Origin of the sequence: Streptomyces sp. NPDC057302 (assembly GCF_042667685.1) — a bacterium.
In the GTDB taxonomy this organism is placed as follows: domain Bacteria; phylum Actinomycetota; class Actinomycetes; order Streptomycetales; family Streptomycetaceae; genus Streptomyces.
This window is the reverse complement of sequence record NZ_JBHUZJ010000032.1, coordinates 54,784-79,844: the sequence shown is the minus strand read 5'-3', so window position 1 is coordinate 79,844 and position 25,061 is coordinate 54,784. Positions and strand designations below refer to the sequence as shown.

General features: G+C 70.4%; 22 protein-coding genes. 5 read left to right on the top strand and 17 right to left on the bottom strand.

Features of this window, described 5'->3' with window-relative positions; translation table 11 throughout:
- Window positions 1–31: 31 nt before the first annotated feature.
- The 6 genes from ACFUPX_RS22765 to ACFUPX_RS22740 form a co-directional block, all read right to left on the bottom strand.
- Entirely contained in the window at window positions 32–2,233 is a 2,202-nt protein-coding gene (locus tag ACFUPX_RS22765; RefSeq protein WP_383325411.1) for a discoidin domain-containing protein, read from the bottom strand.
- A 65-nt stretch (window positions 2,234–2,298) separates the two neighbouring features.
- Window positions 2,299–3,906: a glycoside hydrolase family 13 protein gene (locus ACFUPX_RS22760; protein WP_383325408.1), complete on the bottom strand. Its 1,608-nt coding sequence runs from the start codon at window positions 3,904–3,906 to the stop codon at window positions 2,299–2,301.
- Between the two features lie 80 nt (window positions 3,907–3,986).
- The gene (locus ACFUPX_RS22755) at window positions 3,987–4,862 is read right to left on the bottom strand and encodes a carbohydrate ABC transporter permease (RefSeq protein ID WP_383325405.1); all 876 of its coding nucleotides are present in this window, start codon (window positions 4,860–4,862) and stop codon (window positions 3,987–3,989) included.
- An 18-nt stretch (window positions 4,863–4,880) separates the two neighbouring features.
- Window positions 4,881–5,837: a carbohydrate ABC transporter permease gene (locus ACFUPX_RS22750; RefSeq protein WP_383325402.1), complete on the bottom strand. Its 957-nt coding sequence runs from the start codon at window positions 5,835–5,837 to the stop codon at window positions 4,881–4,883.
- Window positions 5,837–7,312, bottom strand: coding sequence for an extracellular solute-binding protein (locus tag ACFUPX_RS22745; RefSeq protein WP_383325399.1), 1,476 nt, complete (start codon window positions 7,310–7,312; stop codon window positions 5,837–5,839). The genes ACFUPX_RS22750 and ACFUPX_RS22745 overlap by 1 nt, the downstream gene beginning before the upstream one ends.
- Before the next feature lie 206 nt (window positions 7,313–7,518).
- The gene (locus ACFUPX_RS22740) at window positions 7,519–8,529 is read right to left on the bottom strand and encodes a LacI family DNA-binding transcriptional regulator (RefSeq protein WP_383325396.1); all 1,011 of its coding nucleotides are present in this window, start codon (window positions 8,527–8,529) and stop codon (window positions 7,519–7,521) included.
- 239 nt (window positions 8,530–8,768) lie between these two features.
- On the opposite strand from ACFUPX_RS22740, the gene ACFUPX_RS22735 reads away from it, so the two are divergent.
- Window positions 8,769–9,119, top strand: coding sequence for a hypothetical protein (locus tag ACFUPX_RS22735; RefSeq protein ID WP_383325393.1), 351 nt, complete (start codon window positions 8,769–8,771; stop codon window positions 9,117–9,119).
- 64 nt (window positions 9,120–9,183) lie between these two features.
- Here ACFUPX_RS22735 and ACFUPX_RS22730 read toward each other — a convergent pair whose 3' ends face one another.
- The 3 genes from ACFUPX_RS22730 to ACFUPX_RS22720 all read right to left on the bottom strand — a co-directional run bounded on the left by ACFUPX_RS22730 (window position 9,184) and on the right by ACFUPX_RS22720 (window position 12,001).
- Entirely contained in the window at window positions 9,184–9,969 is a 786-nt protein-coding gene (locus ACFUPX_RS22730) for an SAM-dependent methyltransferase (RefSeq protein ID WP_383325390.1), read from the bottom strand.
- A 173-nt stretch (window positions 9,970–10,142) separates the two neighbouring features.
- Complete coding sequence (locus ACFUPX_RS22725) at window positions 10,143–11,102, bottom strand: serine hydrolase (RefSeq protein ID WP_383325387.1); 960 nt, start codon at window positions 11,100–11,102, stop codon at window positions 10,143–10,145.
- A complete protein-coding gene (locus ACFUPX_RS22720) occupies window positions 11,099–12,001 on the bottom strand; it encodes a LysR family transcriptional regulator (protein WP_383325383.1) in 903 nt (300 codons plus the stop codon). The genes ACFUPX_RS22725 and ACFUPX_RS22720 overlap by 4 nt, the downstream gene beginning before the upstream one ends.
- Before the next feature lie 169 nt (window positions 12,002–12,170).
- Here ACFUPX_RS22720 and bla point away from each other — a divergent pair, with 169 nt between their 5' ends.
- A complete protein-coding gene (bla, locus tag ACFUPX_RS22715) occupies window positions 12,171–13,115 on the top strand; it encodes a class A beta-lactamase (protein WP_383325380.1) in 945 nt (314 codons plus the stop codon).
- A 160-nt stretch (window positions 13,116–13,275) separates the two neighbouring features.
- Complete coding sequence (locus ACFUPX_RS22710) at window positions 13,276–14,904, top strand: penicillin-binding transpeptidase domain-containing protein (protein WP_383325377.1); 1,629 nt, start codon at window positions 13,276–13,278, stop codon at window positions 14,902–14,904.
- Between the two features lie 39 nt (window positions 14,905–14,943).
- On the opposite strand, the gene ACFUPX_RS22705 is transcribed toward ACFUPX_RS22710, so the two are convergent.
- Together ACFUPX_RS22705 and ACFUPX_RS22700 are read right to left on the bottom strand one after the other, a co-directional pair.
- Window positions 14,944–15,630, bottom strand: coding sequence for a ribonuclease H (locus tag ACFUPX_RS22705; protein ID WP_383325374.1), 687 nt, complete (start codon window positions 15,628–15,630; stop codon window positions 14,944–14,946).
- A gap of 87 nt (window positions 15,631–15,717) precedes the next feature.
- Window positions 15,718–16,305 carry a TetR family transcriptional regulator gene (locus ACFUPX_RS22700; RefSeq protein WP_383325464.1) on the bottom strand — a complete coding sequence of 196 codons (588 nt, stop codon included), beginning with the start codon at window positions 16,303–16,305 and terminating at the stop codon, window positions 15,718–15,720.
- Window positions 16,306–16,410: 105 nt separating this feature from the next.
- Here ACFUPX_RS22700 and ACFUPX_RS22695 point away from each other — a divergent pair, with 105 nt between their 5' ends.
- Window positions 16,411–17,349 carry an oxidoreductase gene (locus ACFUPX_RS22695; protein WP_383325371.1) on the top strand — a complete coding sequence of 313 codons (939 nt, stop codon included), beginning with the start codon at window positions 16,411–16,413 and terminating at the stop codon, window positions 17,347–17,349.
- Window positions 17,350–17,395: 46 nt separating this feature from the next.
- Here ACFUPX_RS22695 and ACFUPX_RS22690 read toward each other — a convergent pair whose 3' ends face one another.
- Together ACFUPX_RS22690 and ACFUPX_RS22685 are read right to left on the bottom strand one after the other, a co-directional pair.
- Complete coding sequence (locus tag ACFUPX_RS22690; protein WP_383325369.1) at window positions 17,396–18,355, bottom strand: GNAT family N-acetyltransferase; 960 nt, start codon at window positions 18,353–18,355, stop codon at window positions 17,396–17,398.
- Window positions 18,356–18,447: 92 nt separating this feature from the next.
- Window positions 18,448–18,957 carry a GNAT family N-acetyltransferase gene (locus ACFUPX_RS22685; protein WP_383325461.1) on the bottom strand — a complete coding sequence of 170 codons (510 nt, stop codon included), beginning with the start codon at window positions 18,955–18,957 and terminating at the stop codon, window positions 18,448–18,450.
- A gap of 400 nt (window positions 18,958–19,357) precedes the next feature.
- Here ACFUPX_RS22685 and ACFUPX_RS22680 point away from each other — a divergent pair, with 400 nt between their 5' ends.
- Window positions 19,358–19,807 carry an STAS domain-containing protein gene (locus ACFUPX_RS22680; protein WP_383325366.1) on the top strand — a complete coding sequence of 150 codons (450 nt, stop codon included), beginning with the start codon at window positions 19,358–19,360 and terminating at the stop codon, window positions 19,805–19,807.
- 77 nt (window positions 19,808–19,884) lie between these two features.
- On the opposite strand, the gene ACFUPX_RS22675 is transcribed toward ACFUPX_RS22680, so the two are convergent.
- Genes ACFUPX_RS22675 through ACFUPX_RS22660 form a run of 4 tightly spaced genes read right to left on the bottom strand, consistent with a single transcriptional unit; the run spans window position 19,885 to window position 24,962 of the window.
- Window positions 19,885–20,892, bottom strand: coding sequence for a hypothetical protein (locus ACFUPX_RS22675; protein WP_383325363.1), 1,008 nt, complete (start codon window positions 20,890–20,892; stop codon window positions 19,885–19,887).
- Window positions 20,893–20,951: 59 nt separating this feature from the next.
- Entirely contained in the window at window positions 20,952–22,232 is a 1,281-nt protein-coding gene (locus tag ACFUPX_RS22670) for a TRAP transporter large permease subunit (RefSeq protein WP_383325360.1), read from the bottom strand.
- 4 nt (window positions 22,233–22,236) lie between these two features.
- The gene (locus tag ACFUPX_RS22665; RefSeq protein ID WP_383325357.1) at window positions 22,237–22,836 is read right to left on the bottom strand and encodes a hypothetical protein; all 600 of its coding nucleotides are present in this window, start codon (window positions 22,834–22,836) and stop codon (window positions 22,237–22,239) included.
- Entirely contained in the window at window positions 22,833–24,962 is a 2,130-nt protein-coding gene (locus ACFUPX_RS22660; RefSeq protein WP_383325354.1) for a hydantoinase/oxoprolinase family protein, read from the bottom strand. Before ACFUPX_RS22660 ends, ACFUPX_RS22665 begins: the two co-directional genes overlap by 4 nt.
- Window positions 24,963–25,061 lie beyond the last annotated feature (99 nt).

The window sequence follows — 25,061 nt, the reverse complement described above, 5'->3', positions numbered from 1 at the left end:
ACAGCCGAGAGCGAGCGGGGCGCGCGGCGGTTCAGGACAGGTAGGCCTCCACCTCGCTGAACTGTGCGGCCGGCCAGCCCGTGTTGGCCGTGACGACCAGCCGCAGGTGGCGGACGTTCGGGGCGGAGGCGGGCAGCGTGACGGTCACTTTGTTGCCGCTCGCCGGGTCGAAGCGGTAGTCCTTCGATCCGGCCAGCGTGCTGTAGGCGGCGCCGTCCGCGCTGCCCTGGACCGACAGGGTCTGGATCCTGGCTCCCCAGGCGGAGGGCGGCGGCAGCTTCAGGACGAGCCTGCGCACCGCTTCGGCCTTGCCGAGGTCGACGGTGATCGACTGGGGGAAGGCGTTGTTCGTGGACTCCCAGTACGTCGCCGCGTCGCCGTCGACCGCCTTGGCCGGGGTGTAGACGTCGACGGAGCCGGTCGCGGTGGCCGGGCGGCCCTTGGCGAGGTTGCGGTCCGGGTCGGGGTCGGGGTTGCCGCCGCCGGGCTTCGGCCAGGTCGAGCAGTCGTCCCAGGTGCCCGACCAGCCGGAGTTGCCGCCGCCGTCGGTGAGGGCGAAGGTGCCGGATCCCGTCGGGTAGGGGCAGTTGTAGACGCCGGTCGCGCCGACGCCGGTGGCCTTCACGTTCGACATCTTGACCGCGCCGGGCGTCTCGGCCTGGACGACGACCGTGCCCACCTTGTCGATGGTCGAGCGGTCGACGCTGACGTTCTTCACCGCCTTGCCGGTGCCGCCGCCCGACACGAACTCGTACGCGCTCCACGGGCTGTCGGTGATCGTCGTGTCGGTGATGTTCACCGTGGCCTCGATGGCACTGTCGTACGCGTCCACGCGCAACGCGCCCATCGGATGCTGCCAGTTGGGGTTCATGGCGCCGGTGCGCACAAGGGTGTTCCCGGAGACCGTGATGGTGCCGGCCAGCGGGAAGAACGGGTCCATGAACTTCTGGTTGGAGATGGCGATGCCGCTGCCCAGGGCGTTGGTGTCGAGGATCAGGTTGTCCTTGACGGTGATGTCGCGCCCGCCGTAGATGGCGATGCCGTTGGCCAGGTTGGGCTGCGAGATGGTGTTGCCGGTGAAGGAGGAGTTGCTGTTGGTCGTGTTGAGGGCCCACATCGCCAGGGCGTCGTCGCCGGTGTTGCGCAGGAAGTTGTCGCGTACGTCGACGCCCTTGGCCGTGCCGTTGAGATTGAGGCCGTCGGCCGTCATGTCGAGGAAGCGGCTCTTCTCCACGACCAGGTTGTCGTTGTTGCCCGTCAGCCAGAGGCCGACCTTGAGGTGCTGGAGCCACATGCCGGAGACGGAGGAGTTCGGGCCGAGCGATCCGTTGACGAAGTTGTCCGGGCTGCTGTCGACCCGCTCGGTCACCTCGCCGATCACCGCGAAGTCATGCAGACCCACCTTGCCGGTGGATGCGTTCGACTGGTCGATGAAGCGTGAACTGCGCACGACCGAATGCCAGTTGCCCGCGCCGCGGATCGTCACGTCGTCGACGTTGCTGAGCGACTGGGTGAGCTTGTACTCGCCCGGCGGGATCCACACCGTGCCGCCCTTGGCCGCCGCGATGGTCTCGCGGAAGGCCTGGGTGGAGTCACCCTGCCCGGTGGGGTCGGCGCCCTTGTCGGTGACCGAGAGCGCCCCGGAGGGCTTGGCGGCGGCGCCCGCGACCTGTTCGAAGTCGGCGACGTCCACGGTCACCTGGGTGGAGGAGGCCTCCAGCTTCACCTTGTCGCCGGACCGCAGGTTCTGGCCCAGCTGGAGCCGTGCGTTGTCGAAGAGGTGGTGGGTCTTGGAGCCCGCGATCCAGGAGGTGTCGACGTAGCTGTACTTCGACGTGACGGGCAGCGTCTTGGATATCTTCTGCCCGTTGACGTACACGGCCATCGCGCCCGACTGGCCGTCGGGGACGTTGTAGGCGACGTTGAGCGCGTTCGCCGCCTTGGGGAGCGTGAACTCGACGCTCTGGCCGGCCGCGAGACGCACGGCCTGCCGGCCCGACGCCTCGGAGGCGACCGTGCCCTGCGTGTAGTCGGGACCGATCTTGGTGCCGTTCGTGGTCGCACTCTCCGCCTCGACGGAGGTGAAGGGGAGTGTGGCGCCCGCGGCCGCCTCGGCGGCCTGTACGCCGGGGGCCGTGACGCCGGTGACGAGGGTGCCGACGAGGCCTGCGGTGGCCACGGCGGCGTACCACTTGCGGATGGGTCTTGTAGTGCTCCTGTCAGGTCTGGCCATGGGTGGTGCACCTTCCTTGTGAGTGGGGAGGTCAGTGCTCGGTCTTGGGGGTGTGGGAGTGGGGTTCAGACGCGCAGCCAGACCGCCGTGTCCCGCGGCAGACGGCCCGCCTCGTCCAGGGGGCCACTGGCCAGCAGGACCCGTGTGTGGGCCGGGAGTTCACAGGGGTCGGGGGCGAGGTTGACGACACAGGCGAGGCCCGACTCGCGTACGAAGCCCAGGGCGCCCTCGGCGGTCGGCAGCCAGGTCAACGGGCCGTCGCCGAAGCCCGGTTCGAGGCGGCGGTGGCGCAGGGCGGCGCGGTAGAGCGTGAGCATGGACCCGGGGTCCGTGGCCTGGAGGTCGGCGGCGTAGGCGGGCCAGCCCTCCGGCTGCGGCAGCCAGGGCCCGGTCATCGACCCGAAGCCCGCGTACGGTTCGGCGGCGGTCCAGGGCAGGGGCACCCGGCAGCCGTCGCGGCCCGGGTCGACGCCGCCGGAGCGGAAGTGCATGGGGTCCTGGATGCGGTCCAGGGGGATGTCGGCCTCGGGCAGGCCCAGTTCGTCGCCCTGGTAGATGTAGACCGCGCCGGGCAGGGCGAGGGTGAGCAGAGCCGCGGCGCGGGCGCGGCGGGTGCCGAGCTCCAGATCGGTGGGGGTGCCGAAGGCCTTCTTGGTGAAGTCGAAGCCGGTGTCGTCGCGGCCGTAGCGGGTGACCGTGCGCGTCACGTCGTGGTTGCAGAGCACCCAGGTGGCGGGGGCGCCGACCGGGGCGTGTTCGGCGAGGGTCGCCTCGATGGACGCGCGCAGCTTCCCTGGATCCCAAGGGCAGGACAGGAAGGAGAAGTTGAAGGCGGTGTGCATCTCGTCGGGGCGCAGATAGCGGGCGAAGCGCTCGGCGTCCGGGAGCCAGACCTCGCCGACGAAGACACCCGCGTACTCGTCGGCGACGGCTCGCCAGGAGCGGTAGATGTCGTGCAGTTCGTCGCGGTCGATGAAGGGGTGCGGGTCGACTCCCTCGGTGAAGTCGGGCAGGGCCGGGTCCTTGGCGGGCAGGGCGGCGGAGTCGATCCGTACGCCGGACACGCCCCTCTCGAACCAGAACCGCAGGACGTCCTCGTGCTCCTGGCGGACCGCCGGGTGGGCCCAGTTGAGGTCGGGCTGCTCGGGTGCGAAGAGGTGGAGGTACCACTCGCCGTCGTCGACGCGGGTCCAGGTCGATGCGGTCGCCGAGAACTGCGATGGCCAGTCGTTGGGCGGGAGTTCGCCGTGCGCGCCGCGGCCGGGGCGGAAGTGGAAGAGCTCGCGTTCGGGGGCTCCGGGGCCCGCCGCCAGGGCGGCCTTGAACCAGGCGTGCTGGTCGGAGACGTGGTTGGGCACGATGTCGACGATGGTGCGGATGCCGAGCGCGCGGGCCTCGGCGATCAGTTTCTCGGCCTCCGCGACGGTGCCGAACGCGGGATCGATGACGCGGTAGTCGGTGACGTCGTAACCGCCGTCGACCATGGGCGAGAGGTACCAAGGGCTGAACCACAGGGCGTCGACGCCGAGTTCGGCCAGGTAGGGCAGCTTGGCCCGGACGCCCGCGAGGTCGCCGGTACCGTCGCCGTCACCGTCCGCGAAGCTGCGTACGTACACCTGATAGATGGCGGCCGAGCGCCACCAGGATGCGTCGGTCGGGGAAGTGACTGCCACGTGAGGTTCCTTTCGGGCAGAGGGGACCCCGTCGCCGCGGCGCTTGGGCGGTGGCGGGGTGCGCGGGGTGGGCCCGGGGGTCAGCCCTTGAGGCTGCCGGCGGTCAGGCCGCTCATGATGTTGCGCTGGAAGATCAGGAAGATGATCAGCGTCGGCAGCGAGGCGATGGCGAGTGCGGCCAGGAGCCAGTTCTCGGAGACGCTCGCGGCCAGTGAGTAGATGCCGACGTTGACGGTCTGCTTGCCGGGGTCGGGCAGGGTGAGCATCGGCCAGAGGAAGTCCTTCCAGACCGCGACCACCGCGAAGATCGACACCACGCCCAGGATCGGCCGGGACAGGGGCAGGACCACGGAGCGCAGGGTGCGCAGGGAGGAGGCGCCGTCGATGGAGGCGGCGTCCAGGAGCTCGCGCGGTATCGAGTCGAAGAACCGCTTGAGCAGGAAGATGTTGAACGCGTTGGTGACCGAGGGAAGCCAGATCGCCCACGGCGAGTTGATGAGGTTGCGCTCCACGACCGGCACGTCAAGGACGGTCAGGTACTGCGGTACGACCAGGACGGTCGCCGGGATCATCAGGGTGAGCAGCATCGCGCCGAGGATCGCCTTGCCGAAGACGGGCCGCAGCTTGGAGAGCGAGTAGGCGGCTGCCACGTCGAAGATCAGCTGGAAGGCGAGGGCGCCGAGCGCGTAGTACAGGGTGTTGAACAGGAGCCGGGCCAGGTCCATCACGCCCCAGGCGTCCGCGTAGTTCTGCGGATGGACGGCGTCGGGGACCAGGGTGGGCGGTGTCAGGGCGAATTCCTGCGGTGATTTGAGGCCGCTGACGACCATCCAGTACAGCGGGCCGATGAAGACCAGGGTGAAGACGACCGTCACCACGGTGAAGGCGGTCCAGTACAGGAACTTGCCACGGGGTCGGGCCAGTTGGGCCGGGGAGATCAGGGTGCGTGTGCTCATGTCCGTGCTCTCCCCCGGCTAGTCTTCGCTGCCCGCGCGGCTCAGTCGTGCGTACGCCGCCGAGAATCCGGCGAGCAGTACGAGCAGGACAAGGCCGAGCGCCGCCGCGCTGCCGTAGTTGTTGAAGGTGAACGCGTATTGGTAGATGAGGTGGACGACCGTCAGGGTCGCGCCCTCGGGGCCCGCGCCGCCGGTGAGCAGGAACGGCTCCACGAACACCTGCATCGTGGCGATGATCTGCATGAGCAGCATCAGCGAGAGGATGAGGCGGGTCTGCGGGATGGTGACGTGCCAGATCCTGCGCAGGACGCCGGCCCCGTCCAGCTCGGCAGCCTCGTACAGCTCGCCGGGTATGGACTGCAGCGCGGCCAGGTAGATCAGCGTCGCGCCGCCCATGTTCATCCAGGTGGCGGCGATGACCACGGAGACCATCGCGGTGTCGGTGTCCTGGAGCCACGCCTGTTCGGGCAGGCCCACGGATCCCAGGATGCGGTTGAAGAGGCCGTACCCGGGGTCGTAGAAGTACTTGAAGAGCAGCACCGACGCCACCGGCGGCAGCATCACCGGGAGGTAGACGAGCAGCCTCAAGTAGCCCCGGCCGTGCCGGAATTCATTGAGTACGAGGGCGATGGCGAAGGGCACGGCGAAGCCGAGCAGCAGGGCGAGGCCGGTGAACAGGAGGGTGTTGCGCCACGCCTGCCAGAAGGCCGGGTCGTTGAAGATGTAGGTGAGGTTGGACCAGCCGGCCCAGACCGTCTCGCCGTTCTCGGTCTTCTGGAAGGCCAGGATGAACTCCCTGACCATCGGATACCAGGAGAAGAGCGCGAAACACAGGAGAGCGCCGATGAGGAAGCCGTGGGCGGTGAGGTTGCGCTTCAACGCCTGGCGGAACGCGGCGCGTTCGGGGCGGGCGGCCCGGCCGTCCGTCTGGGGGGACGGCCGGGCCTTGTTCTTGGAGAGGGTGGGTGCGGACATCACTGGTTGGCCAGAACCTGGTTGACCTGTTGTTCGGCGGTCTTCAGGAGTTTGTCCGCGTCGGCGTCCTTGTTCGTGAGGACGGCCGACATCAGCGTGTCCAGGACCTTGTAGACCTCCTGCGCCTTGGGCGGCTCGGCCTTGCCGGTGACCGGCTTGTCGGTGAAGGCCTGGAAGTTCTCGACGGGCATGGTCGAGCTGGCCGCGCGGGCCTTGTCGTCCGTGGTCTTGCTGTCACCGGTCCAGAAGTTCGGCTGCGGCAGGCCCACCGGCAGTCCGTCCGCCTTGGTGCGGGCCCAGTCGAACTGGCCCTTGCCGACGCTGAGGAACTTGAAGTTGATCCAGGCGATCGCGGCCTTGATCTGGTCGGGCGAGCTGCCCTTCTTGATCATGTAGTCGTTGCCGCCGAAGAGGGTGGCCTTCTGGCCGGGTATCGGGCCCATCCCGAAGTCGTCGTACTTCGCGCCGAGGTTCTGCACCATGTACGTGATGTCGTCGGGCGCGGCGAGGAACATGCCCAGCTTGTCGGCGGCCATCTGCTTCTGCAGGTCGCCCCACTTCAGGAGCTGGGTCTTGCCCATGCTGTTGTCGTCCCAGCGCATGGCCTTGAGGTTGTCCACGATCTGCTTGCCGGTGTCGTTGTTGAAGGCGGCCTTCTTGCCGTCCTTGCTCACGATGTCGCCGCCGAGGCCGTACGTGGTGGCGGTGAAGTGCCAGCCGCCGTTGTTGCCTGCGCTGTACTCGCCGAAGCCCGAGACGCCGTCACCGAGCGCGGCGATCTTCTTCGCGGCGGTGCGGACCTCCGCCCAGGTGGTCGGGGGCGAGTTGGGGTCGAGACCGGCCTTCTCGAAGAGCTTGCGGTTGATCAGCAGGCCCATCGTGTAGTTGCTGTAGGGCAGTCCGTAGAGCTTGTCGTCCTTCTTCAGGACGTTCAGGACGTTGGGGTCCATGTCCTTGATCGCCGGTACGGACTTGTCGTTCACGTAGGCGCTGATGTCCTGGGCGCCGTCGTTGTCCAGGACCTGCTGGAGGTCGGTGAAGTAGGTGTAGAAGACGTCCGGTTGGGACTTGGCCTTCAGCATCGCCGTGAAGCGGGGAGGCTCCAGGCAGGGGTCGGTCTGCTTCCCCTTGATCGTGACGTTCGGGTACTTCTTGTTGAACGCCGCGACGTCTTCCTTCCACTGCTTGAGCTCGCCCTTCTCGGTGGCGGGCGGCATGCAGTCGATGGTGAGCGTCACCTTGGTCTTCGGGTCCAGCGGGGCGGCGGCGTTGGCCGCGTTGCCGCTGTCGTCCCCGCCGGAGTCGCCGCTGTCGCTGCTGCTGGTGCCGCATGCCGCGAGGGCGGTGAGGGCGAGCGCGGAGGCGACGGCGACGGTGGCCGTACGGCGGTGGGTGCGGATCGTGGTGCGGCCGGCCGCACGGCTGGTGGTGCGGCGGCGGATGCGTCGGAGGTACGGCATTCCGGAGCTGCTCATCGGTGGACCCCTTTGGACAGCGCCGCCTGCCCGTGGAGGCAGGGACGGCATGGCAGGAGCAGGAAGCCCACAGCTGCGCGGACTGTGTGGCGGCGCTTACTCAAGCACCGTCAGCAGAACCGCGCAATATCTCGCGCGATGATTGAAAGAAATTGACAGCGAGAGGGCAATGTCCGCCCAGAGCCCTACAACACCCTCCCGTCGCCCTACTCCTGCGGCGGCTGACCCGTCGAGCCGCGCACCACCAGCTCCGGCTCGAAGAGCAGTTCCTCCGTGGGCACGGCGCTCCCCGCGATCTGCAGCGCGAGGAGCTCGACCACGGCGCGCCCCATGGCCTCGATCGGCTGACGCACCGTGGTCAGCGGCGGTTCGGTGCAGGTCATGAACGCCGAGTCGTCGTACCCGACCACCGAGACGTCCTGCGGGACGCCGAGTCCCCGGCGGCGCGCGGCGCGCACCGCGCCGAGCGCCAGGGGGTCGCTCGCGCAGACGATGCCGGTGACCCCGGCATCCAGGAGCCGCGCGGCGGCGGCCTGTCCGCCCTCGATCGAGAACATCCCCCGCCCGACGTGCTCTTCGGGCAGCGGGGGGCCGGTCTGCTCGGCGATCGCGCGGGCGGCGGCGAGCTTGCGCTGCGAGGGCATGTGGTCGGCGGGTCCCAGCACCAGGCCGATGCGGCGGTGGCCGAGCGAGGAGAGATGCCGCCAGGCCTGCTCGACCGCGACCGCGTCGTCACAGGAGACCGCCGGAAAACCGAGCCTCTCGATCGCCGCGTTGACGAGGACCACCGGGATCTTGCGCGCCGCGAGCCGCTTGTAGTGATCATGCGGGGCGTCCGCCTGCGCGTACAGCCCACCGGCGAACACAACGCCGGACACTTGCTGTTGCAGCAGCAATTCCACGTAATCCGCCTCGGAGACCCCACCCTTGGTCTGCGTGCACAACACGGGGGTCAGCCCCTGCTGGGCGAGCGCCCCACCGATCACTTCCGCGAACGCCGGGAAGATCGGGTTCTGCAACTCGGGCAGCACGAGCCCCACGAGCCGGGCCCGTTCACCCCGCAGCTGGGTAGGCCGTTCGTACCCCAGAACATCGAGGGCCGAGAGCACGGACTGCCGGGTCGCGTCGGAGACCCCCGGCTTGTTGTTGAGCACCCGGCTGACCGTGGCCTCGCTGACCCCGACCTTCCGCGCCACCTGAGCAAGTCGTCGCGTCATGGCCGCAAGAATACTGCAATTCTTGCGTTCTGTTTGCGTGCTTGCTGAATCCGGTCGGAGCGTCCGGTCGGGGTCGTCTCACGTGACCGACAGCCGCACGCGCCGAGCCCTGCACGGGACCGAACGGGTGAGGGCGGATCGTTTCGGCGGCGCGGCTGCGTAAGTTCAGGTATCCCTGCTGGTCAGGACGGGAATGCGGGATGCGTTCACGTGCCGTTCCCAGCAAAGGAAAACGATCCATGCGTCTTCGTCATTCTCTGGCCGCCGCGGCCGGTGCCGCCGTGCTGGTGCTGACCGTGCCCGGCGGCTCCGCTTACGCGGCCGAGGGGGGCTTCAGCTACACGTACATCGACAGCAGCGGAGAGGAGGAGCAGGTCACCCTGCACGACCCGCCCAGCGGTGAGTGCGTCACGCTCGCCGAGGCGGCCCAGGAGTACAGCCAGCCGCCCGCCCACTCCCCCAAGAACCGCACCGACTCGTTCGCGATCGTCTTCACCAACGCCGACTGCTCCGGCGACGAGTTCACGCTGCGTCCCCACACCGGCGGCGGGAGCGAGCGGTTGAAGCTTCGGTCGGTCCTTTTCGCCTGATCGTCGGTAGATATCGGCCCGAGGGCCCTCCCCTCGCCCTGGGGCAGGGCCCTAGTCTCACATCTCAGGGAATGCGGGCCACCGCGACATAGAAACCGCTCAACTCGGCCTTCGGAGCCGGTGATTCCTTGTACCAGTGCGTCGCCGTCACCAGGCCCGGCTCGACCAGTTCCAGTCCCTCGAAGAACCGCGCGACCTCCGCGCGGCGCCGCATCCTCAAGGGCACCTGGCCCTTCTTGTACGTGTCGGTGACGGAGTCCGCGAGGTCGGGGTGCTCGTCGGTCGTGCCGTGGGACAGCACCAGGTAACTGCCGGAGGGCAGCGCCTCCACCAGGGTGCGCGTCAGGCCGTAGGGATCCTCGTCGTCGGTGATGAAGTGCATCAGGGCGATGAGGGAGAGCGCGATGGGCCGGGTGAAGTCCAGGAGCTCGCGCGCGTGGTCGAGGATCGTCTCCGGGCTGCGCACATCCGCCTGGACGTAGTCCGTGGCGCCTTCCGCGCTGCTGACCAGCAAAGCCTCGGCGTGCCGCAGCACGATGGGGTCGTTGTCGGCGTACACGACACGGGAGCTGGGAGCAATCGCCTGCACGATCTGGTGGAGGTTCGGCTCGGTGGGGATACCGGTGCCGATGTCGAGGAACTGCCTGACACCGTTGTCAGCGAGCCAGGCCGCGGCGCGGTTCATGAACGCCCGGTTCCGCGCCGCGTTCGCGCGGGCCTCGGGCGGCAGCTTCTCGCCGAGTTCCTGGTCGACGAGGTAGTTGTCCTTGCCGCCCAGAAGCCAGTCGTAGACACGCGCGGGGTGCGGCTTGCTGGTGTCGATGTGGACGTTGGTGTCGTCTGCAGTCATCCGTGGCTCCACTACGTGTCCGACCGTGCTCAGTGTGCGGCGGGCAGCGTTCCTCCCGCCCCCAGCCGACAAGGATCTTCCGACCCTACAGGGCCCCAGGTCAACTGTTCGGGCTGGTGAGGCAGTTCGTCACGGTCGCGGCGCACAGGGGTACGCGATGTCACAGCGGGGCCCTAAAGCTGCCGAAGGTGGTCGCGCAGACTGCGGGCGGCCTGTGCCATGAGCGCGTCGGCGCCGGGCTGCGCACTGGCCGGCACGAGGGACTCGGTCAGGACGGCGATCGCGAAGGACTGACCGTCGGAGTGCTCGACGACACCGATCTCGTGGCGCAGGTTGAGCAGCGTGCCGGTCTTGGACGACCAGACGCTCGCGTCGGAGCTGAAGTCCGGGGTGAGCCGGTGCCGCAGCACGTTGTGGGCCATGAGGTCGCGCAGTCGCTCGGCCACGTCCGGGTGGATCTTCGACGGCGTCCACAGCGCCTGCAGCAGGTCGACGTAGGTGCGCGCGCTGCCGGTGTTGGCGCGGGTGGTGTCCAGCTGGGGCACCCGGTGTCCACGGCCGCTGGTGCCCGCGTCGATGGCCAGGGCGTGGGCGAGATGGACCTGATCGGCGTCGAAGCGTTCCACGGGGGTGTCGAACAGCTCGCCCACGCAGTGCCGTACGGCGATACCGCGGATGCCGAGCTCGTGGAGGATGCCGGCGACCTGGGCGGGCGGGGTCAGTTCGAACAGCGCGTCGGCGGCCGTGCCATCGCTCAGACAGGTGCTCAGATAGAGCAGGTCGTCGATCGCGATCCGGGCGGGGTGGCGGAATCGGCTCAGCCCGGTGGGGCCCGGTGTGCTGACCCGTCCGGGCGGCACCTCCAGCACCGTCGCCCCGTCGAGCTCGCCCCGCCGGATCCGCTCGACCGTCGCGAGCGCGAGCGGGACCTTGACCAGGGACGCGGACGGCAGGTGGGTGTCCGCCTCGATCCCCAGCTCGTCCCCCGTGTGCAGGTCCCGCACGAGCAGGCAGCCGTGCAGGCCGCCGTCGAGCAGTTGCAGGCGTATGTCGCGCAGCAGCGCCTCGGTGTGCGCGCCACCGCCGATGCCACCGGTGCCGCTCCCCGGTCCGCCGATCGTCCCGCCGGTCATTGAGCCGTCCCTCCCCTGGTGTCCGCCCGGACGTCCGCGCCCAGGCAGCGGGCGATGGCCTCGCCCAGGCGCGCTTCGATGTGCTGCGGATTGCCGTCCGCCGCGGCGGCCAGGGCGAACCCCCGGCCGAAGGTGATCTCGCCGATGGGCCGCCAGGCCAGGGCGAGCTCATCGGCCTGCGCGCGGGAGCACAGCAGCAGGTCGCCCGAGCAGAGGACTTCGGCCGCGGCGCTCGTCAGATCGGCCGCTGCGACCAGCTGCGCGGGCCGCAGGCCCACCGCGTCGCGCAGGCGCGTCAGCGGATCGCGGATGTGCGGCACGTCGTCCTCCGGCTGGATCCAGACCCGGCGGGCCGGTCCGGGAGAGGCACGTCCGACCCGCAGCGTCTCCAGGTAGACGCGCCGCACGCCGGGATCCTGGGCGGCGGCGAGCCCGAGCGGCACGGACCACGCCGCCTCGTCCGCGGGCACCGCCAGCAGCGCGGCGCGCACCTGCTGCGCGTGCAGGAGCTCCCTGCGCCGCGTCGGCGCCGCGACCCGCAGGTCGAGCGTGACGCCGTGGCCGCGCGCCTCGGCGACGAGGCGGGCGAGACCGGCCGTGGAGCAGATGCCGGGCACCGCGAGCCGCCAGGGCTTGCGCTTGACGGCTTCCGCCTCGTCGAGGAGCACGTCGGCCGCCTGCACGAGCTGCCGGGCCGACGGCAGCATCTCCCGGCCGAAGGGGGTCAGGACGGCGCGCCGCGACGTGCGCTCGAACAGCGGCTCACCGAACCGTTCCTCCAGCGCGGCGACCCGACGGCTCGCCACCGACTGGGACATCCGCGCCGCTGCCGCCCCATCGGTGAAACTGCCGTACTCGCTGACGCTGACGAACGCGCGACACGCTCCCACCAGATCCACGCCCGAAACCCTATGCCAGATCAGCATGGAACCGCGCATGAGCGTATTGGACCGCATACGCACCCGACGGCAAGGGTGGCTCTGGCACTCACGACCACGTACCGGGACGGAGCCGTGCCGCCCCGTCCCCTATGCGCCCTGCCGCTGGGGCGCCCCGGAGGTTTTGCCCATGCAGCACACCCGCCCCCGCCGCACCGTTCTCGGCGCGCTCGCCACGCTCTGCCTCGTCCCGCTCGTGGCCTGCGCGGACGGCGACTCCTCGGCCTCGTCGTCCCCCTCCACGGTGAAGACGAAGGCCGCGGCGAGCTCGAAGACCGCGGGAACGACGGAGTCGTCGGCCCGCGCGTTCAAGGCGCTGGAGCGCAAGTTCGACGCGCGTCTTGGTGTGTACGCCGTCGACACCGGCACCGGACGCGAGGTGGCCCACAACGCCGGTGAGCGCTTCGCCTACAACTCCACGTTCAAGGCGCTGGCCGCCGGTGCCGTGCTGCGCAAGTACTCCCTGAGCGGCCTCGACCGGAAGGTCACGTACTCCAAGGACGATCTGGTCGCCAACTCCCCCGTGACCGAGAAGCACGTCGAGACCGGGATGACCCTGGGCGAACTGTGCGACGCCGCCGTCCGCTACAGCGACAACACGGCTGCCAACCTGCTCTTCGACAAGCTCGGCGGGCCCAAGGGCCTGGACGCCGTGCTGGAGGACCTCGGCGACGACGTGACACGGATGGACCGCCGTGAGCCCGACCTGAGCAGTTGGGTCCCGGGCGAGAAGCGCGACACCTCCACGCCTCGGGCGCTGGCCAAGGACCTGCGCGCGTTCGTGCTCGGGGACGTCCTGCGCAAGGGCGAGCGCGCGCAGCTCACCAAGTGGCTGCGGACCAACACCACCGGCGACCACACCATCAAGGCGGGTGTGCCCAAGAGCTGGGTGGTCGGCGACAAGACGGGCACCGGCACCTACTACGGCGCCCGCAACGACATCGCCGTGGTGTGGCGGCCCGACGGCGCGCCCATCGTCATCTCGATCCTGTCGAACCGCGCCGACAAGGACGCCGAGCCCGACGACAAGCTGATCGCGCAAGCCGCCTCCGTGGTCGTCGACTCGCTGTCCTAGCAGGAGATGCGCCGCCGGGCACGTCCCGGCGGCGCCCCCACGTCCCGGCGGCGCCCCGTGGACCAAGCAGCGCACCGCGTACCGCGCACCGCCCCCCCCCGCCCCGCCCTTCCCGAACGCTCCGCTGCCCGCAGCGGGAAGCCAGCCCGAGGAGCCCTCGATGACGGATGCCGCACCGCTCACCAGACCCGGCCGCAGACCTGCCAGGAAGGCCCCCCGGGTGGTGGTCGCCGTGGGCCTGACGCTCGCGCTCGCGGCAGGCGTCGGGTACGCCGCGGAGCTGGGTCCCTTCGATCCCGGGCCGCCGATACCGGACGCGGACGCGGCGAAGCAGGCGCGTGCCTTCCTGGCCGAATGGGAGGCGGGGCGCATGGCGCGGGCGGCGGCGCTGACCTCGAGCCCCGAGCAGGCGGAGCGCGTCCTGCAGAGCTTCACCGCCGGGCTCGACATCAGCGGGCCGACCCTGACTCCGGGCGCGGCCACGGCCGGTGAGGACGGCGCCGTGACCGTGCCCTTCACCGCCAAGATGCCCGTCACCGATCTCGGCACCTGGACCTACGCATCGGCACTGCCCCTGCGCGAGCAGGACGACGGCTCCTGGAAGGTGGACTGGGCGCTGTCCCTCGTCCACCCGAAGCTGAGCAGCACGGAGAAGTTCCGTCTGGAGCGCGAGGACGCGGCAGGGCCCGAGATCAACGACCGTGACGGGAACGCCCTGTCGAGCGAGAAGTACCCCTCCCTCGGCCCGCTGCTCCCCCGGATCGCCGGCGGCAGCGGTGCCGGTCCGCGCGGCGCGGTCCGGCGCGTCGACCGGGCCACCGGTGACATCAAGGGCACGGAAGCCACCTTCGGCAAGAAGTCCGACCGCCCCGCGGACCGGCCCGTGGCCACCACCCTCGACGCCACCTGGCAGTCGGCCGCGGAGAAGGCCCTCGCCACCGAGGCCGAGGGCAAGGACGCCGCGCTCGTCGCCCTGCGGATCGACGACGGGGAGATCCTGGCCGTGGCCAACTCCCCTGCCTCCGGGTTCAATCGGGCCGTCTCGGGCACCTACGCGCCCGGCTCCACCTGGAAGATCGTCACCACCAGCGCGCTGCTGCTCAAGGACGCGGTCGCGCCCGGCGACGTCGTGGACTGCCCCCAGTACCTGACCGTCGGCAAGCGGTTCCAGAACGTCGAGACCTCGAAGTACCCGGGCGCCACCTTCCGCAAGGACTTCACCGCCTCCTGCAACACCGCCTTCATCAGCCTGCGCGACAAGGTCGGCGATCAGGAGCTGGGCGATGTCGCGGGCAAGTACTTCGGGGTCGGGCAGAAGTGGAGGGTCGGCATTCCCTCGTACGACGGTTCCGTCCCCGTCCCCCGCGATCAGACCGAGAAGGCCGCATCGATGATCGGGCAGGGCAGGGTGCAGGCCAACCCGCTGATCATGGCGTCCGTCACCGCGACGGCGGTGTCCGGCGCCTTCCACCAGCCCACCCTCACCAGCGGCAAGGACACGACGAAGACCACCCCGCTGCCGCGCGAAGTCGTCACGCAGCTGCGCGAGTTGATGCGGGCAACGGTCACCGACGGCACGGCCTCGGTCCTGGCCGATCTGCCCGGCGACGTGGGGGCGAAGACCGGCACCGCCGAGGTGTCCGACGGCGTACCCAACAACGGCTGGTTCGTCGCGCATCGCGGCAACGTCGCCGTGGCCTGCGTCGTCGAGAAGGGCGTCACCGGCGGCGCCTCCGCCGGACCCGTCGTCCGCGGCCTCCTGGACGCCGTGCCCGGCGATCCCTCCTGACGGGCGCGGTGCCTGCCGGGCTACGCCGCCCCTCTCGCCTCAGGACTCGCGGCACTCCACGTGGCCCCAGCCGTGCGCGTTCTTCGCGATCTTCTCTCCGGCGGCGTAGGGCTTCTGGCAGTGGCAGCGGCCGGGGAACTTGGCCTTGATGACCGCGCCCGAAGATGCCTTGCCCGTCCGCGCGGTGGAGCTCTTGCTCGTGCGGGCGGCGGGCGCGGCCGTCATGCGCTCGGGCCGCGGCTCCGGGATGGTGAGGGCGCCGTGGGCGGTGCCTGCGGGCTCCTGCGAGGTGGCGGCGTCGCTGGCCGCGACGTCGGCGATCGCGTTGAGGTGATCGCCGTCCACCTGGTGGGCGGCGACGTGCCGGAAGGTCACCGGGCGGCCCTGCAGAAGCGCGTCGATGCGTACGACGAGGTCCTTGTTGGCGACCGGCTTCTTCGCCGAGGTCAGCCAGCCGTTCCGCTTCCAGGACGCGATCCACTTGCTGACCGCGTTCATCGCGTACTGGCTGTCCATCCGGACCTCCAGCGGAACCGCCGGGTCCGTGGACTCCAACAGCTCGGCCAGCGCGGTCAGTTCGGCCACGTTGTTGGTGGCGTGACCGAGCGGACCGGCCTCCCACCGCTGCGGGCGCTCATCGGCATCGGCGACCACCCAGGCCCAGGCCGCAGGCCCGGGATTCTTCTTCGCGGCTCCGTCACAGGCGGCGATGATCAAGTCAGACATCCCTCGATGATGCCAGCCCGCGGGGCCCGCGAAGGCCACCGCCCCTCCGCTTTTGCCGTCCCTCCCAGCCCGCCGCCCCTCCGAGCCCTACGCCTCCCCGGCGTCCAGCGCCGGAGCGATGACGGCGAAGGCCCGGTCGGTCAGCTCCGCGGGATCCTCGGCGCCGCCGCTGTCGCTCCACCGCTGGAGCACGGCGTCGAAGGCGGTCAGCGCCATCCCGGCGGCCAGCCTCGGATACAGGTCCACGTCCGCGTCGCGCCCCGCACGCCGCGCCACCTCCCCCGTCAGGTCGTCGCTCCACTGCGCCTGACGCTCCAGGAAGCGGGCGCGCAGGGCCGGCGTACGCAGAATCAGCCGCACCACGGGCAGCACCCGCTCGGAGTGGTCGCCGCAGGCGGCGAGGGGAACCCACACGGCGTGCCGCAGCGCCACGGAGGGCCGCTCCTCCACGGGGCGAGCCGCCAACTCCGCGTGGATGCCCACACCCATGTCGGCCAGGAACTGGACGACCACGTCCTCCTTGGATGCGAAGTACCGGAAGAACGTCCGCCGGGAGACCCCGGCGCTGGTGACGATCTCGTCGATGGTGACCGCGTCGAACCCCTTTCGGGCAAGGAGTTGCAGCGCCGCTTCGGTCAACTCGTTCGATACGAGCTGCCGTTTGCGCTCGGCCATGCTCACTTCGGGGCGGGAACTCACCGGGCCATGGTACACGCCATGCCCTTGGTGACACTCAGGATCCTCTTGACACTCTGTGCCAACGACGACAGCATGTGCCGCATGACGCAGCAGCAGCGCTGGACAATCGAGCAGATACCGGACCAGACCGACCGGGTGTTCGTCGTCACCGGAGCCAACAGCGGCCTCGGTCTGGCGACCACGCGGGCGCTCGCCGGGCGGGGCGGGCACGTGATCCTCGCCGTACGCGACAAGGAGAAGGGCGACAGGGCGGTCGCGGAGATCACCGCCGACCACCCCGACGCGAGCCTGGAGGTGCGCCTCCTGGACCTGGCCGACCTCGGCTCGGTACGCGGCTTCGCCGATCAGCTGCACGCCGACCATTCCCGCCTCGACGTGCTCATCAACAACGCGGGCGTGATGGCGCCGCCCCGCACGCTCAGCGCACAGGGCCACGAGCTGCAGTTCGCCTGCAATCACCTCGGCCACTTCGCGCTCACCGGCCTGCTGCTCGACCTGCTGGCCGCCGGACGCGACCCCCGTGTGGTGACGGTGAGTTCGGTCAATCACCGGCAGGCGAAGATCCGCTTCGACGACCTGAACGGCGAGCGCGGCTACCGGCCCATGGGCTACTACAACCAGTCGAAGCTCGCCAACGCCGTCTTCGGCCGCGAACTCCACCGCCGCCTGACCGAGTCCACGAGCCCGGTGCGCAGTGTGCTCGCCCACCCCGGTTACACGGCCACCAACCTCCAGACGAGCGCGCCGGTCGGCCTGTGGCGGGTCGTGTTCGGCCGCATCGGCAACCCGCTGTTCGCGCAGCGCCCGGCGGACGGCGCGCTGCCCCAGCTGTACGCGGCGACGGATCCGGACGTGCAGAGCGGCCAGTTCATCGGACCGGGCGGCATGGCGGAGCTGCGGGGCGCCCCGACCCGCGTAGAACTGGCGCCCACGGCTTCGGACCCTGCGACGGGCCGCCGCCTGTGGGAGCTCTCGGAGCAACTGACCGACGTACGGTTCGCGTTCCCGGCCTCGGTCTAGCCGCCCCCTCGTCCGGACCGCACTCCCGGTCCGGCCGCCCGCCCCGTCAGCGGACGACCGGGCGGGTCAACTCCCAGGTCTGGACGGCGAAGTCGAGTGTCATGCCGTGGCGTTCGTACAGGGCGAGCGCGCCGCTGCTGTTGTCGGTGTCCACGCCGAGGCCGATCCGGTCGCGGCCCCGCGCCGCGTAGTGGCCGAAGGCATGACGCAGGAGATAGCTGCCCAGGCCCCGGCCCCGGGCCTGGCGCAGCACGCCGATGTGACCGATCCAGGCCATCGAGGTGAGGTCGTCGTGGGTGTGCAGGATCGCCGCGTCGCCGAGCCCTTCGACCCGCGCGATCCACATGAGCGACCAGTCGACACGCTCGTGGTCCATGTCGTCCAGCCACTGCTCGTACGTACGCGGGTGGAAGTCGAAGTGGTCGGCGAAGGTGTCCTGAAGCAGCGCGTGGGCACGGCGGCGGTCGGGCTCGGCACAACAGGGACGCAGCGTCACGCCGGTCGGCGGCTGCGGCAACCCGTCCGTGCCGTCGGACAGGGCCCGGGCCATCGAGTGGTAGCGCCGGACCGCCTTCCAGCCTCGCTCGCGCAGGGCTCGCAGGTCCACGGTGGGCGCGATGTTGAGGTGCAGGTGGACCACGGCCCGGTCCGCTCCGTTGGCGGCGGCCCGCTCCTCGGTACGCGTCTCCATCAGGCCCAGCAGGTACTGGAAAGCCTGGGGGCGATCAGGCAGCGTGCAGTACTCGATGTCGATCCGCTCGCCGCCGGACTCGTCCCACAGCAGGCCGTACGAAATCAGCCGGCCGCCCTCGAACAGCAGCCAGGAGTCGTGCTCCAGGTCCACTTCGGGATGCTTCAAGTCGGCCTGGATCTGGGAGAGTTCGGTGTCGGCACGGCCGATCTCAAGGAGGTCGATCTCGCCGAGCAGCGCGCACACCGCCGCCGCGTCGTCGAACGTAGCCGGACGCACGGTCAGGCCGGGCGGGAGGGTGGTGGGCGCGGTCATGGGCTCTACTCTCCGATGCCGGGAGCCCGGCCGCAACGGACTTTCCGGGGCCGTGCCGGGGTCATGGCGACCCCGGCACGGCGGGCTCCGGCTTAGATGCCGAACGGCTCGGCGTAGCGCACCATGCCACTGGGCAGCGGGTGGCCGGGGTCGAGGGCGAGAGCCATCATGGCCTCGTCGGGGACCTCGATACTGATGCCGATGCCGTGCGTGGAGGCACGGGTGAAGCCGAATCGCGGGTAGTACTCCGGGTGCCCGAGGACGGTGACGAAGCGCTCGCCCCTGTCCTTGGCGGCGTCGAGCGCGGCGCGGATGGCCGCGGAGCCCGCGCCGGTCTTCTGATACCCGGGGAGTACGGCGACGGGGGCCAGGCACAGGGCCGGGGTCTCCCCGATGTGGCAGCGGGTCAGCAGCGCGTGGCCGACGACCTTGCCGTCCTGGTCGGTGGTGACGATGGACAGTCCGTCGATCCAGGCGGTGTCGGCGCGCAGCGCGTCGACGAGGTCGGCCTCCGCCGGGGTGTCGAACGCGGCGGCGTTGACCGCGTGGACGGCGGGGATGTCAGCGCTGGTCTCGGCGCGCGTGATCCAGGTGTTGCCCATGGTGTTGTTCAGGGTGTCGCTCATGATGGATGGAAATCCGTTTCATGGTGGGTTCGTGTGGAGGGTGCCCCGCGAGCTCACGCTCCCGACGAGGGCGGATCCAGGAGATTCAGGCCACGGCCCGGGACGTGAGGGCGGTCCGGGCGGTGCGCATGGCAGTGGCCTTGAGCGCGGTCATCAGCCCCAACTCCCAACTTCCTCGATCCGGATCACACACGAACGCCAAGAATCGTAACATCCCCGACCTCTTGCAAGTTCTGTGCCGCGCCCACCGACCCCGGCAGTACCGGCCACCGGGAGCGGCGAGGCGTAGAGAGGGGTGGACAGGGGACCCGGGAGCCGGACAGATTGCGCGTCAGGATGCGCACGGGCTTCCGTACGTCGACCACAGGGAGGCGCGATGGCGACGCAGACCCATCGCCTCATCATCAGCGAGCTCGCGCGGTGCGACGAGTGTGCCGTGCTGCGCGTGAGCGGTGAACTCGACCGGAACGCCGAGAAATTCTTCCTGCGCACGCTCGGCGCCTCGGTCATGGCGGGTCATCGACATCTCGTCCTGGATGTGACGGCACTGGTGTTCTGCGATTCCCGTGGGCTCAACTGCCTGCTCGGCGTGCGGTGGCTGCTGCGGCGCCGCGAGGGCCAGCTCCTCCTCGCGGGCGCCGGCCGCCATCTCGCCGAACTCCTGACACTGACCGGCAGCACGGAGATCTTCCCCCGCTACCTCACCGTGGGCCAGGCCCTGCGCGCCCTGCCACCGTCCCATCGCCCCACATGGCCGCCCCCGCCGTTCCCCAAACAGGACGACACCCCGAGCGACACGCCGTCACGAGGCCCCGGACTGCCGTGACGCGATCGGATCACTCCTCAGCCTCGCGACGTGGACGTGGACGTGGACGTGGCAGGGCAACTCCACCGGCAAAGGGGCTACTTCGCCCGCGCCAGGGCGATCGCGCCCTGTAGCCGCTCCCCCGCCTCGTACATCATGTAGGGCACGCCGTTCTCCGTTCCGAAGCTCGGTGACGCGCTGCGTCCGTTGTCCGGTGCCCCGTTCATCGAGTCGTGGAAGATCCCGCGGTGATCACGGCGGGAGAAGTCCTTGCCTACCTCGGTGATCAGTATGTTGCCGCCGCTTGCCTTGTCCGTGTTGTAGACGACGTAGGCGCTGTTCCCGCGCGTCAGCAGGTGCGGTCCGCCCACGTTCTGCGCGCCCACATCGGCGTGCCGGATCAGTGGGGTCTGGTCGAAGGTCCAGTTGCGTCCGTCGGCCGACCAACCCCAGGCGATGTCACGGTGGTTGGAGGTGTTGTTCAGCATGAAGAGCATCACGTAGCGGGCGCCACGGGAGGGCAGGTCGTGACGGAACACGCGGGCGTAGGACGTCTCGGTCGTGCCGCTCGGGAGCATCGAAGTGGAGAGGACCACTTTGTCGTACGTGAAGTGGATGCCGTCCTTGGAGCGGGCGAGGCGGGTCGTGGTGTTCTCGCCGTGGAAGTACAGCCACATCTCCTTGGCGTCCTCGTTCCACAGGACGTGGGGCGAGGAGACGTGGCTGACCTTGTAGTGCGGCTGCCAGTCGTTGGTGACCAGCGGGTTGGCCTTGTACTCGGTGAAGGGCCCGTCGATCGAGTCGCCGTAGGCCAGGCAGATGCCGCCGGGGGCGTCGTGCGGGGCGTAGTAGAGGTAGTAGCGGCCCAGGGCGTTGGAGACGCGGCCCACCGTGCCGCGCAGGCACGGGAAGATGATCTCGCCCGTGGGGTTGTAGGCGAGGTCCGAGGGCTTCAGGACCGTTCGTACGTAGGTGTAGTCGGGGAAGCCGCCCGGCGCGGCCGAGGCCGTGCCCGCCGTTCCGGCGCCGATCGCCAGGGCCGTGCCGGTGGCTGCGGCTCCGCGCAGGAGGACGCGGCGCGGGAAGTTGTGCTGGGGCTCGTTCATTTCTGTACTCCGTCCCGGGAGTTGAATGTCGGAGAAGTGCTCGAAGATCCGAGAAGTGCTCAGAGGTAGGTGGCGGCGGTGACGCAGAATCCGCCGAGTGCGACGGCCCACACGTACGGCAGGGTGCGGACCATGACCTGCTGGGGGCCGACGCCCGCGTACTGGGCGCTCCACACCGTCTGGGTGCTGGTGGGGTCGGCGACGCCGAAGACCTGGTTGTAGGAGGCGGCGAGGCCGAGCACGGCGACGGCGGGGTAGATGCCGGCCGCGATGAGGACGCCCGCGATGCCCGCGCCGAGGCCGTAGACGTTGAGCGGGCCCCGGTAGAGGCACAGCGGCACCAGCAGCGTGAAGACCAGGACGAACAGCACCGGGTTCTGCGGGCTGACGGCCTTGACCAGGGGTTCGAGCGCTTCGATGGCCCCCGGCAGTTTCACCGCGGCGAGCAGGATGCCGATGGCGATGAACAGCGCGATCGGAGGCGCTGCGACCTCGAAGCCGCCGTACAGGGTGCGCAGCAGCCGCTTGTTCATCTCGCGGGGCCGGGTCGTGGTGACCAGGGCGTAGAGGACACCGGCCAGCAGCGAGGGAATGATGGCCAGTTCGAAGCCGAGGGCCAGGACGAGCGGCACGACGGGGGTGAGCAGCGCGTACCAGGGTGCGTCGCCGAGGCGTTCGCGGCGCGACCCGCGCTTGTCGGGAGCGGTCTTCAGCGACCAGGTGTGTTCGACGCCCCGGCGGCGGGACTCGACCAGCACGAAGGCGACGGCCGCGACCAGGGCCAGCGGGAACAGCTTCACCATGAAGCCGCGCACCGTGGGGACCGGCAGGTCCAGGGCGGTCGAGAAGAACTGCCAGATGGGCAGTTCGAACGGCACCCCTACGGCGATCCCCATCAGGATGGTGCCCGCCGCGGTGACCTTGGGGATGCCCACGGCGACCATCGCCGGGATGCCGATGATGCCGGCCAGCATGGCGGCCGGCGCCGAGCCGGTGACCGTACCGATCAGCGCGGACACGGCGAGGACGCCGAGTGCCACGACCGTGGGCCGGTCGCCGCCGAACTCCACGATCTTGCGGACGATGGTCCCGGCGATCCCGGTCTCGTCCAGGAGCTTGCCGAGCCACGATCCGAGCAGCACCGCGATCATCGTCGAGGCGAGCATCGGGGCGCCCTCCTGGAGGACGGTGTCGAAGACGCTCTCCTTGCCGGTCAGCGGTGCGCCGGCGACGAGTGCGATGACGACACCCAGGAGGACCAGGGCGAAGGCGGTGGGGAGTTTGCGGGTGAGCATCGCGGCGACACCCACCGCCATGACGATCAGGATGACAACGCCCATGGCGCTACTTCTCTCTGTGGGTCACGGCGTCGGCGAGCGCGGCCGTGAGAAGAAGGGGGCTGCGGCCGAGACCGCAGACGGTCCGGGCGTGGGCGTGGGCGGCGATCTCCTCCGCGCCCGCCACGTGTCCGTACAGCCGCAGCCGTCCCGCGCGCAGGACGACATGGCCCAGGGCCTGTTTCAGCGCGGCCTTCGCCGGACCGTGGTGGAGGTGTTCGTGCACGGACTCGTGGGCGAGGGCCGCAGCGCGCACCGACCCCAGCGGATACCAGTGCCGCCAGCCCCGCTCGTCGATCAGCGCTTCGGCCGCGGCGAGGGTGTCGGTGTAGAGCTCCACCGTGGGCGTCGGCCGTGAGGTGTAGCGGGCGAGCAGGCCGCGTTCCAGGCCGTCGGCGCGCTCGACGATCCTGGCCCGGCACGGCACGGGGGCAAGAGCGGCGCCGAACTCCTCGGCCGTGCGCGCCCAGTGACGAAGGAGCCGGGGGTCGCGGCCCTCGTGGGTGGGGGTCGCGGCGAGGAGGTGGACGGCGTGGTCCAGGTCGTCGAGGGTCTCGGGCGGGGGCGACGTGGGGGCGCTCGTGCGAAGGACTCCGGTACGGCTCATGTGCGTACCTCCAGGACGGCGACGACCGGCTCGTCGGCGCTACGGGAATCGAGTTCGCTGCGGGCCAGCGCGAGCAGCGGCCCGGGGTCGAGGACTCCTGACAGGTCCGCGATCCGGGAGCCGAGCAGCAGCCGCACGGCCGGGGCCCGGACTCCGCCGTCTCCGTACGAGGTGGTCTCGCGCACCAGCTTCGCCAGTGCTTCGGGGGCATCGGCGACCCGGGTGGTCTCCACGCGGGCGTCGGGGACGTGCAGGCGTATGACGCCGTCCGCGTCGACGATCCGTACCGGATGCCGGGTGGCGCGCAGGGTGCGGCGCACCTCGGTCCCGTACACGGTGTGGGATGCGGTCGTGGCCAGGACGGTGACCTGGGCCGGATCGGTCTTGAGGCTGGCCGCCGCCGTGCGCAGCCGCTCCGCCCCGTCGGTCCGGTGCGCCCTGTCCTGGGTGCGCAGTTCGGTGGCGCCGGTGGCGACGGCGCGGACGGTGCTGGTCTGCGGGTCGACGGTGACCTCGACCTCGACGCCGTCGGCGGCGGCGCCCTGCGCGATGACGGCCGCCTCGGCTTCCGCCCGTACGGCGAGGATCTGTTCCTGGCCCGCGCCGGGTACGGTCCGCTCGATCTGCTCGCGGACCAGGGCGAGCGCGACGCCGATCGGGCTGATCACCTCGCTGTGCCGTGCGATGCGCCCCCGCAGGCCGCTGGCCTCGGCCAGGTGCGGGGTGACGGACGCGGCTCCACCGCCGCCGCCGACGAGCACGGCGGTGTCCTCGTCGAGGCGGTAGTCACGGATCATCGTGTCGACGACCTTCTTGACGTGGGCCGTTCCCACGTCGAGCAGCCGGGCCGCCGCGGTGGCCGTGTCCACGCCGAGGGCCTCGGCGAGCGGGGCGATCGCCGCCTCGGCGACCGCCTGGTCGCTGCGGGCGAAGTCGCCCTCGGGCACGCGTCCCGCCGCGTTGGCCGCGCACGTCATGGTGAGGGCGAAGCGGCCGCCCGCCGCGTCGAGGACGGCGTAGTCCTGCGGGTCGTCGGCCATCGGGCGGATGGTCGTGAGCGTGGCGTCGCGCAGGTCCTCCAGGGTCGCGAAGCACGCGTAGGGCAGCCCGGCGATGTGGGCGCTGCGCGGTCCGACCCCGGTCACCTTGCCGCCGCCGATCCGCACCATGGAACCGCCGCCGACTCCGACGGTGCGGACGTCCAGGGCGTTGAGGTAGGACTTCTTGCCCAGGATCGTGGCGTGCTGGACGGCCACCTTGCCGCGCCGCACGACGCTGATGTCGGTGGAGGTGCCGCCGGTCTCCAGGAAGACGCCCTCGCTGATGCGTTCCTGCATCAGCGCGCCCGCCACACCTGCCGCGGGTCCCGACAGGACCGTCAGGAGGGGTCTGCGCCGCATCTCGTCGAGGGACATCACTCCGCCGTCGCAGCGCATCACCATGAGCGGGGAGTCGACCCCGGCCTTGGTGATGGAGCTGTCGACGAGGTCGGCGGTGGCCAGCATGCGCGGCAGGATGGCCGCGTTCACCACCGCCGTGCGGGTGCGTTTGCGCAGCCCGTACAGCGAGGTGATCTCGTGTGCGGCGGTCAGCGGAAGACCGGCGGAACGTGCCGCGGCCACGACGGCCTGTTCGCCCTCGGGCCGGTCCACGCTGAACGGCTCGGTGGCCACGAGGACTTGGGCGCCCTCCTGCGCCAGCGTGTCCGCGGCCCGCCGGACCGCCGCAGCGTCGTCGGGGTCCGACACGTGGGCGTAGGCGAGCGGAAGGCTTTTGCCCGGGGTCAGTTGGAGCTTGCCGAGCGCGGCGAGCCTGCGGGTGAGCGCGGCGGCGGGGCCGGCGCCGATGCCGATCAGGCCCACGGTGGCGACATCGCCCTCAAGGAGGGCGTTGGTAGCCTGTGTCGTGCCGTGCGCCAGAAAAGCGATGTCCTCCGGTGCGCGGCCGGTTTCTGCCAGCAGACGGCTCAGGGCTTCCACGATGCCGTGGGCCACGCCGTCCTCATGATGGTGGCTGGTGGGGACCTTCACCTGTCCCAGGAGTTCCAGGGTCGTGGCGTCGACCGCCACGGCGTCGGTGAAGGTTCCGCCCACGTCGATGCCGACGCGGATGCGGTGGGTGGTCATGGTTGGGCACCTCCTTGTGCGGGTTGGCGGTGCGCGGGCGGGGCGGGTGGGGCACGGTGGGCAGTGCCACCCCGCCCATACGCCGGGGCGGTAACCCGG

What these genes read in the sequence shown, in the direction of transcription:
- ACFUPX_RS22765 (WP_383325411.1), bottom strand. Translation starts at nt 2,233, where the DNA reads ATGGCCAGACCTGACAGGAGCACTACAAGACCCATCCGCAAGTGGTAC.
- ACFUPX_RS22755 (WP_383325405.1), bottom strand. Translation starts at nt 4,862, where the DNA reads ATGAGCACACGCACCCTGATCTCCCCGGCCCAACTGGCCCGACCCCGT.
- ACFUPX_RS22750 (WP_383325402.1), bottom strand. Translation starts at nt 5,837, where the DNA reads ATGTCCGCACCCACCCTCTCCAAGAACAAGGCCCGGCCGTCCCCCCAG.
- ACFUPX_RS22745 (WP_383325399.1), bottom strand. Translation starts at nt 7,312, where the DNA reads ATGAGCAGCTCCGGAATGCCGTACCTCCGACGCATCCGCCGCCGCACC.
- ACFUPX_RS22740 (WP_383325396.1), bottom strand. Translation starts at nt 8,529, where the DNA reads ATGACGCGACGACTTGCTCAGGTGGCGCGGAAGGTCGGGGTCAGCGAG.
- ACFUPX_RS22735 (WP_383325393.1), top strand. Translation starts at nt 8,769, where the DNA reads ATGCGTCTTCGTCATTCTCTGGCCGCCGCGGCCGGTGCCGCCGTGCTG.
- ACFUPX_RS22730 (WP_383325390.1), bottom strand. Translation starts at nt 9,969, where the DNA reads ATGACTGCAGACGACACCAACGTCCACATCGACACCAGCAAGCCGCAC.
- ACFUPX_RS22725 (WP_383325387.1), bottom strand. Translation starts at nt 11,102, where the DNA reads ATGACCGGCGGGACGATCGGCGGACCGGGGAGCGGCACCGGTGGCATC.
- bla (WP_383325380.1), top strand. Translation starts at nt 12,171, where the DNA reads ATGCAGCACACCCGCCCCCGCCGCACCGTTCTCGGCGCGCTCGCCACG.
- ACFUPX_RS22710 (WP_383325377.1), top strand. Translation starts at nt 13,276, where the DNA reads ATGACGGATGCCGCACCGCTCACCAGACCCGGCCGCAGACCTGCCAGG.
- ACFUPX_RS22705 (WP_383325374.1), bottom strand. Translation starts at nt 15,630, where the DNA reads ATGTCTGACTTGATCATCGCCGCCTGTGACGGAGCCGCGAAGAAGAAT.
- ACFUPX_RS22700 (WP_383325464.1), bottom strand. Translation starts at nt 16,305, where the DNA reads ATGGCCGAGCGCAAACGGCAGCTCGTATCGAACGAGTTGACCGAAGCG.
- ACFUPX_RS22695 (WP_383325371.1), top strand. Translation starts at nt 16,411, where the DNA reads ATGACGCAGCAGCAGCGCTGGACAATCGAGCAGATACCGGACCAGACC.
- ACFUPX_RS22690 (WP_383325369.1), bottom strand. Translation starts at nt 18,355, where the DNA reads ATGACCGCGCCCACCACCCTCCCGCCCGGCCTGACCGTGCGTCCGGCT.
- ACFUPX_RS22685 (WP_383325461.1), bottom strand. Translation starts at nt 18,957, where the DNA reads ATGGGCAACACCTGGATCACGCGCGCCGAGACCAGCGCTGACATCCCC.
- ACFUPX_RS22680 (WP_383325366.1), top strand. Translation starts at nt 19,358, where the DNA reads ATGGCGACGCAGACCCATCGCCTCATCATCAGCGAGCTCGCGCGGTGC.
- ACFUPX_RS22675 (WP_383325363.1), bottom strand. Translation starts at nt 20,892, where the DNA reads ATGAACGAGCCCCAGCACAACTTCCCGCGCCGCGTCCTCCTGCGCGGA.
- ACFUPX_RS22670 (WP_383325360.1), bottom strand. Translation starts at nt 22,232, where the DNA reads ATGGGCGTTGTCATCCTGATCGTCATGGCGGTGGGTGTCGCCGCGATG.
- ACFUPX_RS22665 (WP_383325357.1), bottom strand. Translation starts at nt 22,836, where the DNA reads ATGAGCCGTACCGGAGTCCTTCGCACGAGCGCCCCCACGTCGCCCCCG.
- ACFUPX_RS22660 (WP_383325354.1), bottom strand. Translation starts at nt 24,962, where the DNA reads ATGACCACCCACCGCATCCGCGTCGGCATCGACGTGGGCGGAACCTTC.